15 protein-coding genes are annotated in these 20,067 nt (G+C 33.3%); 3 read left to right on the top strand and 12 right to left on the bottom strand.

The features are described from left to right. Positions 1-32 precede the first annotated feature (32 nt). The 8 genes from NST57_RS18460 to dndB all read right to left on the bottom strand — a co-directional run bounded on the left by NST57_RS18460 (position 33) and on the right by dndB (position 8,010). Positions 33-266, bottom strand: coding sequence for a DUF5970 family protein (locus NST57_RS18460; protein WP_008343557.1), 234 nt, complete (start codon positions 264-266; stop codon positions 33-35). A 41-nt stretch (positions 267-307) separates the two neighbouring features. Further along, the gene (locus NST57_RS18465; protein ID WP_341299029.1) at positions 308-793 is read right to left on the bottom strand and encodes a tetratricopeptide repeat protein; all 486 of its coding nucleotides are present in this window, start codon (positions 791-793) and stop codon (positions 308-310) included. 36 nt (positions 794-829) lie between these two features. Further along, complete coding sequence (locus NST57_RS18470; protein ID WP_341299030.1) at positions 830-1,675, bottom strand: lipoate--protein ligase family protein; 846 nt, start codon at positions 1,673-1,675, stop codon at positions 830-832. A 175-nt stretch (positions 1,676-1,850) separates the two neighbouring features. Then, positions 1,851-2,966: a cysteine desulfurase family protein gene (locus NST57_RS18475; RefSeq protein WP_341299031.1), complete on the bottom strand. Its 1,116-nt coding sequence runs from the start codon at positions 2,964-2,966 to the stop codon at positions 1,851-1,853. Between the two features lie 12 nt (positions 2,967-2,978). Further along, positions 2,979-3,350, bottom strand: coding sequence for a DNA sulfur modification protein DndE (dndE, locus tag NST57_RS18480; protein WP_341299032.1), 372 nt, complete (start codon positions 3,348-3,350; stop codon positions 2,979-2,981). A gap of 4 nt (positions 3,351-3,354) precedes the next feature. After that, entirely contained in the window at positions 3,355-5,319 is a 1,965-nt protein-coding gene (dndD, locus tag NST57_RS18485; protein WP_341299033.1) for a DNA sulfur modification protein DndD, read from the bottom strand. A gap of 14 nt (positions 5,320-5,333) precedes the next feature. Then, on the bottom strand, positions 5,334-6,932 hold the full coding sequence (gene dndC / locus NST57_RS18490; protein ID WP_341299034.1) for a DNA phosphorothioation system sulfurtransferase DndC: 1,599 nt from the start codon (positions 6,930-6,932) through the stop codon (positions 5,334-5,336). Between the two features lie 28 nt (positions 6,933-6,960). Next, positions 6,961-8,010, bottom strand: a complete 1,050-nt coding sequence (gene dndB, locus NST57_RS18495) for a DNA sulfur modification protein DndB (protein ID WP_341299035.1) — start codon at positions 8,008-8,010, stop codon at positions 6,961-6,963. Positions 8,011-8,274: 264 nt separating this feature from the next. Here dndB and dptF point away from each other — a divergent pair, with 264 nt between their 5' ends. From dptF to dptH, 3 genes are read left to right on the top strand one after another with little or no spacing between them, the layout of a single operon-like run. After that, positions 8,275-9,954, top strand: a complete 1,680-nt coding sequence (gene dptF, locus NST57_RS18500) for a DNA phosphorothioation-dependent restriction protein DptF (protein WP_341299036.1) — start codon at positions 8,275-8,277, stop codon at positions 9,952-9,954. 3 nt (positions 9,955-9,957) lie between these two features. Then, a complete protein-coding gene (gene dptG / locus NST57_RS18505) occupies positions 9,958-11,367 on the top strand; it encodes a DNA phosphorothioation-dependent restriction protein DptG (protein ID WP_341299037.1) in 1,410 nt (469 codons plus the stop codon). Next, positions 11,348-16,558: a DNA phosphorothioation-dependent restriction protein DptH gene (gene dptH / locus NST57_RS18510; RefSeq protein ID WP_341299038.1), complete on the top strand. Its 5,211-nt coding sequence runs from the start codon at positions 11,348-11,350 to the stop codon at positions 16,556-16,558. The genes dptG and dptH overlap by 20 nt, the downstream gene beginning before the upstream one ends. A 295-nt stretch (positions 16,559-16,853) precedes the next feature. Here the strand turns inward: dptH and NST57_RS18515 are convergent, their stop codons facing one another. From NST57_RS18515 to NST57_RS18530, 4 genes are all read right to left on the bottom strand, one after another. Further along, positions 16,854-17,249, bottom strand: a complete 396-nt coding sequence (locus NST57_RS18515) for an SMI1/KNR4 family protein (RefSeq protein ID WP_341299039.1) — start codon at positions 17,247-17,249, stop codon at positions 16,854-16,856. Positions 17,250-17,506: 257 nt separating this feature from the next. Beyond that, on the bottom strand, positions 17,507-17,776 hold the full coding sequence (locus tag NST57_RS18520; RefSeq protein ID WP_151284891.1) for a hypothetical protein: 270 nt from the start codon (positions 17,774-17,776) through the stop codon (positions 17,507-17,509). 247 nt (positions 17,777-18,023) lie between these two features. Further along, the gene (locus NST57_RS18525) at positions 18,024-18,350 is read right to left on the bottom strand and encodes a hypothetical protein (protein WP_039182239.1); all 327 of its coding nucleotides are present in this window, start codon (positions 18,348-18,350) and stop codon (positions 18,024-18,026) included. Between the two features lie 19 nt (positions 18,351-18,369). Continuing rightward, positions 18,370-20,064, bottom strand: coding sequence for a T7SS effector LXG polymorphic toxin (locus NST57_RS18530; protein WP_341299040.1), 1,695 nt, complete (start codon positions 20,062-20,064; stop codon positions 18,370-18,372). Positions 20,065-20,067: the final 3 nt, after the last annotated feature.

Raw genomic sequence — 20,067 nt, forward strand, 5'->3', positions numbered from 1 at the left:
AAAAGTGCTCCCCACCTGCGGGAAGCACTTTTTTAAATATCCAAAAATAGCATCACGCTAAAAAGGACATTGATCAAGAAGACGAACATAAAAATATACCTAACTTGCCTCACCTGAAAATCACCAAAGATAAAAATATAAAGCCCTGCGATACCAAGCGTCAGTACAGGTTGAAGAAACGGCACGAAAAGCGAAATGCCGTAGCCGGCTCCTATGATGACAGGAAGCCATAATAAATAGAGATAACCGCCATTTTTGGATTTCACCGGAATCCTCCTTTTCTATTTGGCTGACCAAACAAACCAAATCATTTCCACAATCGATCTAACTGATTTGAGTAAAAATCAATGGCCTTTCGATAACTCAAAATAGCAGGATCGTTTGTCGTTTCAGTTAAACAGTTCAGTAATATTTCCATGGCTTTGCTATGTTCATTTAAATTATACAAAGTCATGGCATAAAACGTTTGAATGGCTTTATTATGCGGATAAGCTTCCATCGCATGGAGGAATATCTGTTTTGACTTTTCATATTCCCCTAAGGTTCTGTATGTACTTCCTAATCCTAAAAAAGCATCTTCTCTTTCTTCTGAAGACAAACCTAGCTCAAGCGCCCTCTCATAAAAAAAGACAGCTTGTTTTTCCTTTCCTAACACATCATAACTCCAAGCACATTGATAGTGAATAGAGGCATGGTCTGGATACTCTTCTACAAGACGGATGAGCATGTCATTGGATTTTTGAAGATGTCCACTTTCTCGCAGTTCAATGGCTTTCAGAAGTTTCGTTTCCATTACATCACCCCTATTTTTTAAGATGGAAAGATGTGTTTACGAGAACACTTTTTCATTCCGCTCAATCATCCGCGTCATGTTTTTCTCAAACTCCAGCTGTTCCTCGGTCGTCAGCCCTGAAGCGGTCAGTTGCTCGCTCAGCTTTTGAAGTTCTTCTAGTAAAAAACGCATGAGAAGCGCACAATCAATGGGTTTTCCAGTTAATTCTGATAGGGATGCCATCGTATCAGGCTGTATATCAGGGAATACTGCTTTCACCTCATGCCTTCTATCCTTTAAGGCCGTCTCATAAAAACGGCGAATCAAATCAGCACGTTCACGACCGCTTCCATCTGCACACAAATAGATTTGCACAGCGACCCCTCCGCGTAATCTACGCTGAGAAATGCCTGCAAATTTCTTTCCATTGATGCTTAGATCATAGCTGCCCGGACAATAAGATCCGACAATCTCATAAGCTTCAATGTCCACCTCATACATCGACAGCATCCGGCGAATCAATTCGACCATCGCATCATATCCTCGGTCAATATCAATGCCCTTCTTTTGTTCAGCAAAGATTAAAGACACATTCAGTACGCCTTCATCCAGCACAACAGCAAGACCGCCTGAATTGCGCACAATGACGCGATATCCCTCTCCCTCAAGAAGCTTTACACCATCTTGGAGAAATGGAAGCCTTGTATCCTGAATCCCAAGAACGATCGTATTGTGGTGCACCCAAGAACGTGCTGTGGCTGGTGAGAGCCCTTTCCCAACCGACGCACAAAGCGTATCATCCATTGCAAAGGATTGCTTCGGGTCCACATAAAGACCAAGGCTCGATTGATCTATGATTCGCCATGTCGGCTGTGTCAGTAACTCAATAGGTTCATTTTTCATGTCCTGCATATCCTCTCGTTCATAAACTGTGTTTATTATAACATGGAAGAACACTCGTGAAATTTTAGAATTAAAGATCACTTTTCTACGTTCAAAATGTTAACCATAACCATTCAGTTATAAATTAACTATACAAATAAAACAGGGACAAGATATTGTCCCTGTGAAGAAAAAATTATAAAGATTTAAATATATCCAGTTCATCTTTATCAATATACGGAGATAGACAAAATCTTATAGTTTGTCTGATATCATTTATCCTCATACCTATTGCTGCTAGTACATGTGATGGTTTGGACGCGCTACAGGCTGAGCCCGTTGATACAGCTATAGTAGACGATAGTTTTTTTACAAGTATTTCGTTATTAATACCCAAAAATTGAACATTCATAATACCGGGAATTTTATCTTTTATGGGATTATTAAATTTAATATTTGTCCCAAATTTCTCACTCAACAGCTGTTTTAAATAGCTTTCAAGATCGTTTAACTTTAATTTATGATTTTCTAGATTATTATACGCAATTTCACTCGCTTTACCCATTCCCACAATATTATGAACTGCAAGAGTTCCACTTCTTAATCCATTTTCTTGTCCCCCACCATGCAACAATGGTGTTATATCCGGATACATACTATACTGATCCTTCCTTAGAAAAACGGCTCCTACTCCTTTAGGCCCGAAGTATTTATGAGCTGACAAGGATATTGAAGAAAGACCCGGTAAGCTGTCTAGCTCTATGTTCACCTTACCTACAACTTGAGTAGCGTCAGAATGGAGAAAAACCCCATGTTCTTTACAAATCTCAGACAATTCCTCAATAGGTTGAATTGTGCCTAGCTCACTATTCCCCCATTGTATACTTGCCAAAATTGTTTCAGGACGAATTGCCTCTTTAAATTCTTTTAAACTTATAAATCCCTCTTCATTAACAGACAAGATCGTGACAACATATCCAATACGTTCAAGATAATTAAAAACTTCTAACACAGATGGATGCTCAACAGCAGTCGTAATAATATGTTTACCCATATGCTTTCGTTGGTCTGAAATTCCCTTAATAATAAAATTATTGCTCTCCGTTGCCCCACTAGTAAAGATAACTTCATCTTCTTTACTTCCTATGAGACGCGCCACTTCTTGTCGAGCAATAGAGACGGCCGATTTTGAAGAAACAGCTTGCGGATAATATTTACTGGAGGGATTACCGAAAATATCCATTAAATATGGCAACATCGCTTCCTTTACTTCAGGATGCACTGGTGTAGTTGCCGAGTTATCTAAATACAACAATTTCCTCACCTATTTTCCTTCACTGAAAAAATTTGTGAATAATTTCTCGAAATTTCCTGCCAATCGATACTCTCCTTCTAAAAGAATTATTCCTCTAGACAGGTGCCGATTGAAATAATCTGGAAAAAACTCCTCATCAGACAGATGGCAACCAGCATGTTGTCTAATTAACGCTTTATAAACGTAATCATGCTCTCCTGTCATAGTATTTCGATTAATTTCAATTCCAGAAGTGTCTGTAACTTCTGGAGGGCTGCTTGGGTCATTGAGCGACAGTGATACTGCTAATCTAGAAAGAACATTCCACGTTAGACCTAAAGAACTTTGTAATGTTCTAAGGATTTCTTCTGTTTCTTTCGAAGTTTTTAGACGAAAGTTCATCATATCATCCCTTAAAGTAATTTTCCGAAATTAAAGTAAGCTGTTTTGATGAATCAAAATTCAAAGTATACTCCCTCGAGATAAACGGAGAAAGGAATTGATAGTGATATTCATCAATTTCGCTATCTGTTGATAAAATAATAGTTTGTCTTTTTAAGCTTGGAATAAAGACATTTAAAACCGAAGCCTTGTGAGTTTTATCTAACCTGCCTAGCAAAGTATCAAATATAAAGGGAACTTGTCTCCCAGAACATTCAAAAATAGCCCATATAATAGATATCACTAAAATTTGTTTTTCTCCAGCCGACAAAGTATGTTTTGCAAGTATATTCCTATTATTATCAAACAGCGTTATATCATAATTTTCTGGATCGATTCTAATTGAAGAGATATAATCATGTTTCCTTAGTATCGTTTTTAAATTCTTAGTTGCTAATAGTTGAATATCTTGTAGTTTTTTCTTGATTTGTATCTCTCTATAGCGTCTGCTAAGCGAAATGACTTTTTGAGCTTCCAAAAAAGAACCTGATGTTTTATTGTATTTACGCAGCTCGGTTTTAATTTTTTCTATTTTCCCTAAAACTTTAGCAAGTTCACTTTTTAATTCATTCAAATACTGGTTCTCATTTTCTATTTCTCGCTGCAAATGAATAATCTTTTTATTGTACTCTTCCATTTTTTGAAGCATATCTTCAAATTCGTATGCAGAGTCATTTATATAGACTTGTTCTTTTAATTTTTGAAGTTCTTTTAGCTTATTTGAGTTCTCTTGTAGTAGGTCTAAATTTTCCTTAAGTAAATCCTGATTTAAAATGTTAAAAATCCGCTCCACTTCCATATATTCAGAAAAAGAAGCTCCATGTATCATCTCAACTTGATCTTTAGGATATATCAGGTGAAGCAATTTGTTTTTTAATTCTAGGGCTTGTTCATCTGAGTTATCTACATTTACAGAAGTCAAAATCGTACCTAATTGGTCATTATCTAATTTTTTGTCTAATTGTTGGGCAAGTAATAATGACTCTTCATTCTTTAATTGCACTCTCGTTTCTATTACTAAGTCTCGCATTAAGAAGAAAGGGAGCAGGGAGGATATGAACTGTTTTATCTCTCCAGATCTTTGTTTACGCTTTTGTTCTATTCCTGAAATATTAAAAAGGATTGTTTCTCGTTCTTTCTTTTTCAATCCTCCATGTTTTTCAAATTGATTCTTTTCTTTTAAATAATCATCTTGTAATTCTTTCAGATCTTGTTCTTTCTCTTTTAAAGAGTTAATTGTACTATTAATATTCTCTCTCAACTCTTTTTCTTTTAAATTAACAGCATATAATTGATCCTCAATTGAAGCTCTCTTCGTTTGATCCAGTTCTTGCTTCGAGTACTGATCTAGATCCATTTCGAGGTTTTCAAATAAATCTAAATTAAAAACAACTTTAGAAAGCTCTTTAATGTATTCTCCAATTTGATTCTGTGAGATTATACGTGCAATATCCTCACCATCGAACAAACAAAATTCCAAGAGTTTCGGTGGCATAACTTCTTTTAATTTTGCATAAAAAATTTCTTTCTTTGTATCATCTAAGAACGATCCGTTTTCGACGAGATAATCATTTTCTTTTAAAATATCATTTGAATAAACCCATTCACGTTTCAATTTGTATTCATATGTCTTTAAATTATCAACTATCAAAAATTCGATTTCTATACTAAAATTTTTTTCTTTACTTCGTTTTGCACTATTGTTTAATAAGCTATTCACATGTTTAAAATAGTCAACACTCTCCGTTTTATAACCCAGTCCGTATGAACCAAACAAGCCTAGTTTAATTGCTTGCAATAGTGTCGTTTTTCCAGCCCCATTTTCTCCGCCAATTAATATGACATTTCTATCTGAAGACGTCTCGAAGTTAAACTTATTTCTTTCTTTGTATGGACCAATATTTTCGAGTAAAACATTATTTAAATGCATAGTGTAACCCTCTTCTATAAATGTAGATAATCTTGCTGTAGCACTTTACCTATTTCGTTATTAAGTCCACGTCGAATTTTATATCCAGCAAAATCTTTTTCAATATTAATCAGTTTTTTCATTACTTTTAAGTCAACATTAAACTCTTGACAAAGTAGACTCAGTTGCGAAACTTGCTCCTGATCCAACATTGGTAGATCATCAACCTCCCAATTAATAGAGGCATTCTCTCCATAAACTTTTTGGTAAATATCAGGAACAGAATAATTCCATTCTCCTTGCTTAAACCAAACCCGACGGATTTCCTTTAATTCTTCTTCAGAAATCAATTCATATGAATCGTCATCAGGATGACTAATTGTACGTTGGACAGCAAGAAGACGAGTCAAAATTTCCTTTCGCGCTTCTATTGTATAAGGTCCTAGACCTAGTTGAGCATATTTTTCAACGATTTGACCATCTAGAGTCTCTTCATAAGAACGAAATATTACCATATGATCTTCTGGCGAGCTTAAGTCTATATTATTTTTCGCTATATAATTACGATGCTCATCCTTTTCAACAACCTCAAATTGCTCAAAGGGAATTTTCCTTTCTTTTCTCGCTGCTTTTTTGGGAATTAATACAAATTTCTGTTCATCTTCCTCTATTACTTTCACATCTCTAAAATAGATTTGTCCATTCATCCGATGCTTCATTCGCATATTACGTTGATCTCTAATAGATGTAAGCCAATTACGGAAATCTAATAATGGTTTCATCCAATCGTGTCCACTCTGAATGAAACCCGTTAATGCTTTATCCTCTGTTACAACTGTACAAACCCAACAGCCGAATCGACTATTTCCACATGATCCTGCACTTTCTTTGATATTTTGATCAATTACAAGTGGACATTCACCACTATTGGAATCTTGATACAATCGATATAGCTCATTATTATCGTCTCCCCAAGGCGATGGTGAATTTAACAAGTAACTCCAAACATCATCTAGAGTGAAATTTCTAATAGGAGCATACACATAGGCATTAGATAGAGTTGAATGTCTCATAAAACGATGTCCTTTAATTGTGTGCTCTCTAATGCTATTTCCACGTGATACACTTTCATCTTCACGAACCCCTAAAACCATAATGACTTCACCGAATGTTGAAACTTTACTCATAACAAAAGCATTTGCAGGTTCAATTTTCAATCGATCTGTGCACCATCTGAAATTTTGGCTAGGAGAAGGGTATCCTTTACCAATCAAATTTACCCAAAATGAATTCTCAGGTTCTGGTCTTACTTTATGTGTTTCAATTGGCAGCTCTAATTCCAATGCTTTGTTTTGAATCCGAGACAAGGTAGTATTGATTGAGTTAATGATTAATGGAGTTTCCACTAATGTATCAGACGAAATGACATAAACTTTTTTTGACCTCTCGTCAGAAGGGAGTTCAGCCAGAGCTTCAAATACTAATTGCACGACAACAGTTGAATCTTTCCCTCCACTATAACCAACTACCCACGGGCGAGGGTCTTCTTTATAAGCCTCTTTAATTTGTTCCTTTGCTTTATCAACCAATGTCTTTTGATTGGAGAATAAATTCGAAATTAATCCGTTATTCAAAAGAAGTCACTCCTTACTTTCTTAAAAATTAATCCACATTTTGGAGTAGGTAATCAATCCTTTCGGAAGTTAATTTAATAGTCTGGTTTGTTTTTTGAATTCGACCATTTTCGTTAAAAGCCCGTCCCAACCAGTCAATTTTATTCGTCCGATTCCAATCAATGTTCTTTAACTTTGTTAATTGCACCTTCCAATTTCCAGGGAATTCACTGCGATACTTTTTACCTACATCGCCAAGAGCCTCAACAAAGACACTATGTCCACAAATATAATTTAAACGTAATTGTTTCGGTGAAAGCTCTTTATTATAAACAAGTTCCCATTCATAAATAGATTGACAAACTACTTCCCAAAAATCTTTAAGAAAAACTTGTTCCTCTTCTGTAAGTAAACTCCCTTTATTTTTAGAAAGAAGTCTTTTATTTGTATTATAAATAAAATTAAGCGCTAAAACTTTTGGAGAATTCTTAGATAAAGAAACTCGTTCTTTATCCGTATACTTATTTAAAAAAGGATTTTGACTTACAATTTCTTTAGTGACCAATGCAAGAGGGTCTCGCTGATCATATAGTATACCTATAGACGAAGTGGTGTTTATCGAGTGTAAATTAAGATCGGAAAAGATCTGTTGAGATCTTTTTAGTCTATCATCATGAAAGAACACTACAGAAATTGTCTCATCTCCTAATTCTGAAGACAACTTTAATGCTTCTTCAATCGCAGCCCTTCTATGTTGACCGTCATTTATTAGAAAACGAGAATCCATTGAAATTCTTAACATTCCCAAATCACTATTATTAAAAGCATTATTAATTGGTTCAAAGATAATTTGACCATCAATAGAGGCCGTGATTGATGAAAACACATAGTCCTTTAGATTATCAACAATATAGTGAGTTAAAGTAGGTATTCTTGATTTATTTAGAATGCGCTGAGCTCTATATTCAGCTGGGATTTCTTCTTCATCGAACAAAAAAATTTTAGGAATCAATCTTAATGGACACATTACAACATAATACTCTTTACCTGCTTGAATGCCCCTAATAGCAGGAAAATTATAAGAGAAAGTCACATCCATGTTTCACACCTCATTTACGTACGTAATAATCATTATTATTATATCACTTATAATAACTCATTCATATTCTTTGTCTAATTTCAAAAAAATGCTGAAAAAAAGGCAATTTTATGTGAGAATTAAATTAATCTCATTTAAAGAAATTATTGTATATTTTAAATGAGATTAGATACATAGCGTATATACAAGAAGATATTTTAGTTCACAGTCTTTAATATTGACTAAACTAAAGACTATTTAAATTAAAACCAGAGGGTGATTTCTATGCCATTAAAAAGCCACCTAGTTCATGAAATCAGCAGGTTACGAATTTCATCTGCAGAAGCTGTTGAAAATGCTGCGTCATTTAGCTCATTAAAAAAATATTTACATGTCGAAAGGTCTATTCAATTAAAGGTAGAGGATATTTTAAAAAAACGATTAAATGAAAAGCGAAGTAATTTAATCTTACTTTGCGGAAGTGTAGGCGATGGAAAATCTCATCTATTAGCTTATTTAAATGAAGAAAAAAAAGAATTAATGTCAGAATTCACTATAATCAACGATGCCACTGAAAGTTACTCTCCTAATAAAACTTCTTTGGAAACGTTAGAAGAATTACTCCGTGATTTTTCAGATGAAAATTTGAAAAAAACGAATGCAAAAATTATCATAGCAATTAATTTAGGAGTTCTCCATAATTTTGTTAATTATGGACAGCATAAATACGACTTTCAAACGTTAAATAAATTTATTAATGACAGTGGAATATTTACGTCTAATGTTATGACACATAAACAAGATGAAAATTTTGATCTTGTATCATTTTCAGATTATCAGATGTTTGAACTAACAAATGAAGGTGTACAAGCTGTTTATTTAGAAAAGTTAATAGAAAGAGTTTGCTCAGAAAATGCGGATAATCCATTTCACGCAGCTTATAAAAGAGATCAGAGTTTAAAAATCGACTCAATAATTCATCAAAATTATTCTTTTTTGTGCGATTCAACTGTTAGAAAACAAATTATACAACTGGTTGTTAGAACAATGATTCAATATAACTTAAAATTGTCTACTAGACATTTCCTGAATTTTATAGCAGATATTCTAATGCCTAACAATGAGGAATTAATTCAAATTAATCCAGAACACACATTACCAAATTTGCTTTTTAACTCTCAAGATCGTTCTCAAATTTTAAATGTTATTCATAAATTGAAACCGATACATACCCGTTCTAAACTAATTGATGATTTATTGATTAAATTAAATACACATTCTACTATAGAAAAATTAATTGAAGAAAAATTTTCAAATAATATTGCTAGAGCATGGCTTCTTCAAGGAGGAAAAAATGATGTTAACGAGGAGTTAGATTCTTTCAGTGAAAACTTTATTTCTTTATTATACCTAACGAATTATAACTTTAGTAAAAATTTAGAGAGTGATGATTATTATGACTTTATCAAACTTTTATACGGTCTTAATTCTGGTAACGATGAAACTATTATCGAATTTCGAAAATACATTAAGAATGCAATATACGAATGGAATAAATCCCCAAAATCAAAAAAAGCGTATGTGTACTTTAAACAATTAGAAAGTGATCTAGCAATTGCACAAAACCTCAGATTAACTGTTGATAAAAACATCTATACAAAGCACGATGAAATATATTTGGAAACATTCAAGCCTTACCTATTTATCGCTTTCAAAAAGGGAAATAAACATGTAACACTAGAGGTCAATTATACTTTGTTTAGACTTCTAAATAAAGTATGCAGAGGATATCGACCGAACAAGTTAGATGAGAATCATGCTGCGACTTGGTTAGATTTCCTAGAAAAAATTATGAAATTTGGAGATAAACAAGAGGAGGTACTCTTATCATTCCTTAATGAGGGAAGACATTACATATTAAAAAGTGAGGATGAAGATGCTTTAACATTTGAAGAGGTGGAATAATAAGTGGAAAGAATTTTAAATATTGAAGAAATTGATAAAGTATTAGTAGAGAAACATTCATTAAAAGATACAAAGAAAATTTTTCCCTTTACCACACATGGTGCAGTGAAGGCACAAAATAATACAAGATTAATCATCAGTGAGCTTTCTAGATCTATTACTCAGCTAGATTTTAATAGTGAAGCCCAGGAAAAATACTATCAAAATAACATAAATATTCCTTACCAGCTAAGCAAATTCATAGCGGATAATTCAAATATATATTTTTCGAGTGATCATGAAAATAAAGATTTCATTCGTTTTATAGAAGGTTTTCTATTTAATTTTGAAACTTTAAATATTAGTCATCCTTATTTATATAATCTTGGAGGTCTAAACACAAAATCACCCCCTATTATTAAAAATTTGAGTAAATTTATAAGTGATGTTCTAATTAATAGAGATCTAAATATTCATAATGTATTTACGAACAGCTCTACTGATAATTTGTTAATGAATATTATTTTATCAAACCTAAAGAAATTAATGAAAGAACCTCCCCAATTAGAAATTCAGAATTATATGTACCAAGATATTTTACCACATTTGTCCGAACTATTTAGAGAAGATCTCTCTTTCATGATGAAACATGAAGAATTTTTTTTAGAGCATATAGAATTGATTACGCTATATTACACATTTATGTACACTATTCAGGTTTCTATAAACCTACCTAAATTTTCAGATTGTATTTATGCTGAAACAACACCTTTATACTTTGCCTTAGATTGGGAAGCGATAACTAAAAAGCGCTATGCAGCAACAATTAAAGGATATAAAAAAATAAAAGAACACTCCCATAAATTATTTGCACACGAATATGTTTTACAATTACTCAGTTTTAATTTGTTTAATGAAAATAAATCTAAATTTAAAGATATTACAAATTATTATGATTTAATCAATAAGATCTCTAATTTAGGTAATGATTCTTTACATCAATTTAAGATTGATTTAAAGGACTTAATTATTATTTATAGCAATAAACACAACTTAGAAACACCCGAGATAAATGGAACGATTAACGACCATTTAGTAACTTTATTTAATCAAGTATGTAAGGGCATGAATGATGATGCACAAGTCAAATATGGTGCTTCAATTGAACAGTTAGGTCAAAAAATCTTTTTGAAACGTAGAGGAAGCTTGGGATACGTATTTAATGTAACGCATGATTTTTTAATGATGATGACTGCTGTTATTGTGAAAGAGAATAGCATGCCTTTTAAAACATTATTAGAGGAATTTAGAGTCAGGGGAATAGCCTTTGATCGTTTTACAATTCAAGAGATTGTAAATCTTTTCAGTCAACATAATATATTAGAAAATAAAAGTGATAGTGGTGATGCTCAATATGTCAAACCAATTTTATAATTATATAGCGAAAGAAATTATAGATTACTTCATAGAAAATAATATAAAAAAGGGCGATAAATTTTTCTTACGTTTAGATGATGAAAAAGAAGTATTACAGTTAACACATGCTATAAAAACAGCAAATCCAAGTATAACAACTATGTTTAAATATGAACATCAACATAAACTTGGTGGAACATATGAAACCTTTGCACTCTGTATAAATGAAATCAAATTAGTTGTTGCTTACACAAACACAAAAGTGAAAGCTGATTATTTAGCACTCATTAGAAATAAGGTAAGTGCGCAAGAAAAAGAATGGGAAAATACATCTTTAATAAGTATCGTCTCAGAACAATTAGATACTATCCCTGGGGGAAGCTTAGATCTACAAGGTGAAGGCATGCCACTTCATGTTCTGACTATTTCAAAGAATTTAAAGAGAAAAATTTGTGACAGCAATTTAACTGAATCAGAAAAAGTATTACTTATAAACCAATTAGAACTGCTAATTGAAGAACACAAAGTAATTAAACTGTCATTTTTTGATTTCAAAGACGTTTTAGGCACTTTAGCAAAAGGGACTATAGAAGATAGCGATTATAGAGAATTAGGTTTATTTCAAGACCCTGAACTTAATTCTTTTACAGGTGAAAGTTTAAAAAAGAGAATCCGTGAAAATAGAAATCTTTTTGAAACAGTTAAACAATCAAATGAATATAATGATCGAGAAGCACAACTTCAAAAGATTTTTTTACCAGGCATGGCAAAAAAGCTGACTTGTGAAGGATGGGAAAATTTCTTATTCAGCGAAATCATTAAAGAATATACTCTATATGAAGAACAATTTAAAACTAAAAAAGTAGAAATACAAGATATCACAAGTTTAGAAGAATTAATCTTATGGGATCGTCCTCAATCTGAATCAGAAAATGGAAAGAAAAAAAGAAACATCATTGTGTTTAATCCAGAAAATATAGATGAGATTACTGTTAATATAAAATTTTCTTTTAAAGGCCCTATCAATTCACTTAATAAGAAATTTGTGAATCTACAAAAAAAATTTCAATCACATACCAATGTCGTTCCAAAAGGTAACACTTTACAAATTAAGATAGCAACAAACGAAAGTAATCCAACCTATTCCTACTTTAAATACCAACATGACAATATAAACAGATTAGGTGGACAATTTAATATAATTGTTATTCCATTAAATCATAATTTTTTTGAACCAATACGTACTAATTATTTAATTAATGCTAGTAAGGGGAAACTGATATTAAAAAATGATGCTATCACCCTTGGTCAAAATGCATACCAGAATACAATTATTCTTAATGAGCAAAATCAATTACTTGAACTGTATCAAAACCAACAATATGAGTTAACTATAGATCCAGAGCTTTATTATATTGAAGAAGATATCTGTTTTCGAATCGTAGTAGAACAAATTAATTTGAATATATCTATTGATAATGAAGATAATAACAATAATTTTCCAATTAAAGGTAATAATATATGGCGTATAGTTCGTGAAAGCAATATTAGTATGATGTGGGATCGTGAACTATCACGTTTAAAACATAATACTCGTGAATATTACTTAGACCCTGAGTATAAAGAATTTTTCGAATGGGAACATCAGTGGTTAGAGCATCAAATGGAATGCGCATCGATAATATCAGGATATCTTGATCCAGTACATCTTAATTTAAGTAAAGAATTGAAAGATGCATATGGACAATTTCTAAATCAATTTAATGGTTCGTATACCATACCTAGCATTACAATAGTAGATGAAAAGTATCGTCAAAAAGCTTTGAATTTCCTAAAGGCTTATCAGAATGATATTCAACAATTCCAAAACGGTACCCCTGTAGGGAAACAAGGAATAGACCTATTTTCATTAGGTACAATAAAGTATGATAATACCGTTTATTTCACTCCATTTCACCCTTTAATGATTGCATATAAATTGAAAATTTACGAACATTTAAAAAATGAAGTTGTTGACTCTGTTATTTTAAATCGCCTTTCTCCAGATTCTTTAGTCCCGTTTATATTATCTGAAAAGGAAGATTTGTATCGTCCTAAACACGATAAAAATATACCATTGTGGCTTACTTTAAAACCAGTAAATGATATTACTACTTCAGGAACTAATCATTATTTATCAAAGGTTATAAAAGATAAACTAAAACAATTTATTGAGCACTTTAAATATTTGTTTACTTCATCCTCAAATGCAGCTTTACGAATCAACATCTGTAATCTGCCAGATGATAAACAAGTATTGAACGGTTTATTAAGATTTATGATAACAGATATGATATCTAAAGGTACTCAATTTATTAAACCAATAGAAGTTACACTATACACTAATTCAGAAATAAAAAGCACTTTTGAAAAGTTTGCAGAATTGTATACGGTTAATCAAGTAGAGGACTTCACTGGTATTAAATTAAAAGTTGGAACCTATGAGGCTGATGATGTACTTCGTATCATTCGTCAAAATTTACTTTTTTATCGTCAATCCTGGGAACCAAATAATTTAAACATTAGCTATGCACATCTAACTTTCTTCAAAATGGCATCTAATGAGAGCTCAGCTGTACAATCTATGAAAGACATGAAAGCAGACATTGCTTTAGAAGGTTTGTATTCTAGTGTTCCAGCTATTAGAGATCACGATACTTATAGATCAGGGTTTGGTCTTAAAGGTTATACAATAGAAGACGACAATTATCTTTTGAAAACCGCTTATCACTTTAATGAACTAGCTGCTAATATTAGGAATGAAGGGAATGATTCTTATGTAAAGAACAACACAATATTATCTCGTATTGATACTATCAATAAGTTGACTTTAACTAAAATTATGGAAAATTCACATTGGGTTACTTTTATTGACCCTAATGTAGATTTAGAATATTTTAATGAGTTTAGCAAAGATGATGTGGTTGTTATCCATTATAGTGATCAATATACTTCTTCAAGGAAATTTGATGCAATTACAGTAACTAATAAATCTAAGCAATATTTCAATACTATAAGAGAGTTTCTATCTAGTATGCACATTGAAAGCAATGATAAGGATATCCGGAACACGATTCAGGCTTTTAATACTTTTAATGGGGAATGGCTCTTACGTATTATTGGATCAAAAAACTATTTAGATCGTGAGAAATTAAGTATTATCTCAGCAATTAAATATACTTTAGCTTACCTTGATCACTCACATATCAAATGGGTCCCAATCTCTTTAGAAGAAATTCTTCGGGTAGCCGGGGTTTATAATCTCTCTAAAAGTGGTGGTATATTCACTGCTAAAAATTTAGGAGTAACCGGAATTCATAGTGATGACCTACTTTTATTAGGTTTAGAAGAGAGAGAAAATAAAATTTTCATTCATTTTTACCCTGTTGAAGTGAAGTTTGGTGAGGTTGGACATAACACTCTTGAAAAAGCCCGAGAACAAGTTCAAAAGACCAAGCAATTAATTTTAGACACTATAACTAAAGAAAACATAGGATCTTTCGCACGTGATTTCTATAAAAATTTCTTTGTACAATTACTTCTTTCTAATGCAAATAAAATGGTGCAAGGCAACATATGGCCAGAGAAAGATTATAAAATAGAACAAACAGTGATAGAACGTCTCCTTAAATTAGATTTTCAAATTACCGATCATTTAATTGACTATATAGGAAAAGGTGCAATAATTAGTTTTAAAAATGGAATTACTGCGCGTTCCTCTACTTTAGAAAATGAGGTTTTATTAATAAACTATTCGTTAGAAGATGGATTTAATGGTATTACCAAGAACCTTAGCAATATACATCAGCACTTACACTATAAAGAAACTGATTTCATTAAAGAACGTATGTTATTTTCTCTATACAAAACAGAATATAAATCTACACATTCTGTCATTAAAAATATAAAATTAGAAGATACAATCAAAAACCCAAATAAAAATTTAGCATATAATCAAAAAGATTTATCTCTATTTTTAGATGAGATAGCTGTATCTAAAGAATTCGAAAATGATACCCCATCTGAATATACAAAGGAAAAAGATAGTTTAGAACGTACTAGAATAAAAATTGGAAAAATTGATAACTCCAATAAAGACGTTTTTTGGGAGTATGGTCACGCTCAACTAGCCAATAGACATCTTTTAATATCAGGAAAATCTGGTCAAGGAAAAACATATTTTATGCAATGCTTATTACTAGAAAAGTCAAAGCAGGAGATATCAAGTATTGTTATTGACTATACAGATGGTTTTTTACCAAATCAGTTAGAAGATGAGTTTGTTGAATGCCTAGGCTCTAAACTTGTACAACACATTGTTTACAATAGTAAATTACCGATTAATCCTTTCTCCAGAAATATAAGGGACATCGGTGGTATTAAACTGCCAGAATCAGATACAGATATAGCTGAACGGGTAAAAAGTGTTTTTGCTTCTGTATATAAGACACTAGGAATTCAGCAATTAAACACTTTATATAACTGTATATTAATGGGTCTGCAAAGGTTTGATAACAAGATGAACTTAATGCATCTAAAAGCTTTATTAGAAGAAGAAGGTTCTAGTACTGCTTTAAAAACTCTTTCACAGTTAAGGCCTTTTATTGATCGCGATCCATTTACTACCTCTTCAACAATTAACTGGAGGAATATTATTGATAAAAAAGGCGAAGTTTTCGTCCTTCAATTGACAGGTTACCCACGCGATGTTCAGTTAATTATTACTGAATTTATACTTTGGGATTTGTGGAATTTTTCAGTTAGGGAAGGGAATAAACATATACCAATGCCTGTACTATTAGATGAAGCGCAAAATTTAGCCCATACAGAAGATTCACCTTCTGCTAGGATCTTAACTGAAGGCAGAAAGTTTGGTTGGTCTGCTTGGTACGCTACACAATTTTTAAAATCTCAGCTAGATGCTAGTGAATTAGCTAGAATGCAAAATGCATCCCAAAAAATATACTTTGCCCCACCCGAACAAGAGTTATCTACTATTTCTTCTAGTCTCGCAAATGAATATTACGACAGAAAATACTGGGAGAATATGTTATCTAATCTAAAGAAAGGTCAGTGTATAGTACACGGGCCAAATTTAAAGGGAGATGGATCTTTATCTCCTACTCAAGCTGTAATTGTGAATATATCTCCTTTAAAGGAAAGAATGTAATTAAGTACCTGTTTATTATAAGAGCAGTGGTCTCGGAACTTTACTATAGATACACTGCCTTTATACATTTTTTGGCTTAAAGCTGGAGATGAGATAAAGTAACCATTAGACAGTAAAAAAATAAATTAGTTTAATGTGTACAGGTGGCCCAGAAATGTCTAAGGCCACCTTTTACAGTTTAAAAAGTAATAGAAATGTCACATATCCTTCAGCTTCATTATGCTAACTCCGACTAAGATCTCATAACCACGAGATCAGCAATGGTTTCATGGTTTCCGCTCATTTCCCTAATTGATTACACTTCTATGTTACAGCCCTCACTCACCCATTTCAGAAAGTTTTTAGTCAGGAGCTCTGCATGCTGAGGGTCTATTACACCAGCATCCACAATCCACACTTTTTGCTCCTCTTTAGCCAGCCGCATGAGAAATACTTGTCCACCGCCATCGTCGCCAATCGCCATATAGCCGCTTGCATATTGCTGAACCTCCCATGTGGCATTGCGTTCCACCATGTCATCCGTTCCGTATAACAGAACATCACCGCCAATGGAACATCCATTTGTCTGTTTCAGCAAGGATTTATATGCATAGGGCAGTACCATGTTAAGTTGGGATTCTGCTTCTTTGATGTGTATGTCACTTGCTGGTTCGTTCATGTGCAGATTTGGGATTTGAGGTAAATTGAGCATTTTTAAGAGCCTCCTCTATGTTAAGGTGCTGTTTTTTTCATGACCGTTTTATACATTCGAAAAGGCATCTTTAAAAGAAAATAGAAAATGGCCACATCGAAGATAAAACACCACACTAGAAATTCAAAAGCATGATGTCCGTGCAGAACTAGCCAATCAATAGGAAAATTGCGATAATCAGCGTCAGAGAAAGAAACTCCTCTCATTAAAGCTGTTCCTATAACAAATTACGGAACTATAGACAGCCATTCTATCTATTACAACATTTCTTTTAGCAAACTCTCTGCTTTATGTAATTCATCTAGAAAGGGGTTTAAATAATCATTGTAACTATCCAAATAAGCTCTTACCCCGCCAATGATCAACATCTTTTGGAGATCTTCATTGTTCTGAATGATCCTTTGTGCATCCTTATATCTTTTGTATATTAATTGGAGAACACCTTGATTGATTTCTTGGGAATAGTCTTTTTCTAGGATGTTGATGACGGTTTGGATTTGTTTCGTTAGTTCTTGTTTTTTGTTCATTGAACGCTCCTATTTTCGAAGTTTTATTTAAATCATTCAATGGTACTTTACTGTTAATAATATTGATTGAGCTTTGATGATACACATGCGCTATCATATTTCAGCCCAAACTGCCCCAGTTATGAACCTACAGAAACCGGTTTTGCCAACGATCAACTTGACGCATATTTCACTAACTCATAAATAATTAAAAGGCCCTCTTACCGAGGGCTTAGATTTTAAAATTCTAAAATGTCAATTGTTACTCTTATGCCAATTCCCATACTATTTGGCCATCTACCAAAATCTTATTTGGTGGATCATCATAAAGAGATATCTCAACTAAAGAGCTTTTCTCTTGAATTAACCAATCGTATACACTGCCACTGTTTTCATTAGGATGAGATAGAATATCATTTACTTGGAAAGCAGCTGCAATATATTCTGTAAAATTAATATCATCTTCATCTAACATATTATTTGTTTCAAAAACTGTATCTAGTTTCCCTAAGATTTTCAAGCCACTATTCCATTCCAAAATCATATCTTTTTTTTCATATTTTATTAATGTTCCAATCAAAGAATCATAACCCATTTTTTACCTCCAATTCATTTTAAGGCCTCGCTGGTACGATGTGAGCACCATCTTTCCCATAATGTATCATTCCCTTAGTAGTCTCTTCATACTTTCCAGTATCAATATTATAGTATTTTCCTATTGCTTGGCCAAAGTCTATCCTTTCTTTATTCTTACCCAATTCTTTGCCTGTCCCTGCATATTTATCCAGCAATTCTTGTGCCTTTTTATTATCTCCGTAAAAAATGCTTTTCTTTTTTCCGTTTGCTACTTCTTGCTTGTAATTTGGTGTTTCTGGAATATGTTTTTCTTGAGCTCCTGATTTTACTTTTGCAGGGAAACCATTTACTTCACGGTAAGGTCCTTTAGGTACGGATTGTTTACCGTAAGCAGGTGTTTTAACCCTCTTCACATTCTTCCCTTGCTCCAACCTAAAAACATATTTCCCAACCTTCACTATTTTCGTGATTGGGATGATAGAGGCTGCGGATAAAGCTTGGTCTGTGCTGCTGATGTTTCGGCTGGTTTCTGGGTCTTTGCCAGTAACGGCTCGGTAGCCGTCGTAGATGCCGCTGTATTCTAAAATGATGTTTTCGGCGGTTGAGACGACTTCACCGTCTAGTATACGCTTGGCATTCCCGCGGCTGCGGCTTTCTGGGATGTTGTCGACTTCTTCTATTCTTACTTCGCCGTTTGCGATATACGTTCGGATGATTTGTTTATTGGCGTAAACGGTGTATCTCCCGCCTATAAAATCAATGTCAGACGGATCTGTGACGACTTCATCAGCGATGTCGAATTCTTTTAGCTTTTTGATGCCTTTTACGTTATATAGTTTACCATTTACGACCCTGATGTCACTATGAATCTTACTTTTCCCGCTCACAGCTTCTTTTTGTAATGTCGTAAGCAATGGATCGTTTGCTTTGACTTGCTTGTTGACGTTTCGGAGGGTACCTCTATGAACCACCGTATCCACATTCGCCTGTTCTTTCTCACTCAATTTCTTCAGCATGATCATCATCGGATGGTCTTTCGTGTTGTCTATTTTGTCATTCAATCCGCTGATCGTGCTGCTTATTTTTTCTTCTTTTGTGTCTTTGAAAATAGATCCCTTTTGATAGCTGGTGATGTCGATTTTTGGACCAGTGAACATGGTGCTTAAAGTATTGATGTATTGCTTCATTGTTTGCAATGCACTTGTTGTTTCGTTCATAGCACTTGTTTGTTCTCTGTCAAAGGCATGGAGCAGTCCAATGGTTCTGGATGCCTCAAGCCACGCTTTTTGATAGCTCTGTTGAAAAGCAGACTCGTCTACATGAGGCAAGTGAACGATATGACTGACCCTGCCGATCGCCTGGCTCACATCTGAAACGATGTCAGAAATCGCTCGCTCCGCTTTTTTTACACCTGAATCAAGTTCGTGTTCGATGAATGTTTGTGAAATAAAACCGTGTTGATTTGATTCAAGGGCATGAAGTGCCTGTTTTGTTTGTTTGAGCGCAGAACTGTATTCCTCAATGACAACCTGAAAGAATTGCAAGAAAGGAATATGGCATTCTGTATAAAATGCTCGGATGGCTTGTCCTGCCTCTCCCTTTAGTGCGCCATCAAGTGAGATGATCTGTTGGATTTGTTTTTCTATGGAGCTAATCTGTTGTGATTGCTGTTTTAATGTATTCAGCGTTTGGTCAATTCCGTTTATTAGCGCAAAAGCATCAAGGGTTTTCATTAC

It is taken from the genome of Bacillus sp. FSL M8-0077, assembly GCF_038050255.1.
Classification (GTDB): Bacteria; Bacillota; Bacilli; order Bacillales; family Bacillaceae; genus Bacillus; species Bacillus altitudinis.

Bases quoted from the DNA above. Each gene is read 5' to 3' on its own strand.
- dptH (WP_341299038.1), top strand. From the start codon at position 11,348: ATGTCAAACCAATTTTATAATTATATAGCGAAAGAAATTATAGATTAC.
- NST57_RS18465 (WP_341299029.1), bottom strand. From the start codon at position 793: ATGGAAACGAAACTTCTGAAAGCCATTGAACTGCGAGAAAGTGGACAT.
- dndE (WP_341299032.1), bottom strand. From the start codon at position 3,350: ATGAACTTTCGTCTAAAAACTTCGAAAGAAACAGAAGAAATCCTTAGA.
- NST57_RS18530 (WP_341299040.1), bottom strand. From the start codon at position 20,064: ATGAAAACCCTTGATGCTTTTGCGCTAATAAACGGAATTGACCAAACG.
- dndB (WP_341299035.1), bottom strand. From the start codon at position 8,010: ATGGATGTGACTTTCTCTTATAATTTTCCTGCTATTAGGGGCATTCAA.
- NST57_RS18520 (WP_151284891.1), bottom strand. From the start codon at position 17,776: ATGAACAAAAAACAAGAACTAACGAAACAAATCCAAACCGTCATCAAC.
- NST57_RS18515 (WP_341299039.1), bottom strand. From the start codon at position 17,249: ATGCTCAATTTACCTCAAATCCCAAATCTGCACATGAACGAACCAGCA.
- NST57_RS18470 (WP_341299030.1), bottom strand. From the start codon at position 1,675: ATGAAAAATGAACCTATTGAGTTACTGACACAGCCGACATGGCGAATC.
- NST57_RS18525 (WP_039182239.1), bottom strand. From the start codon at position 18,350: ATGGGTTATGATTCTTTGATTGGAACATTAATAAAATATGAAAAAAAA.
- dptF (WP_341299036.1), top strand. From the start codon at position 8,275: ATGCCATTAAAAAGCCACCTAGTTCATGAAATCAGCAGGTTACGAATT.
- dndD (WP_341299033.1), bottom strand. From the start codon at position 5,319: ATGCATTTAAATAATGTTTTACTCGAAAATATTGGTCCATACAAAGAA.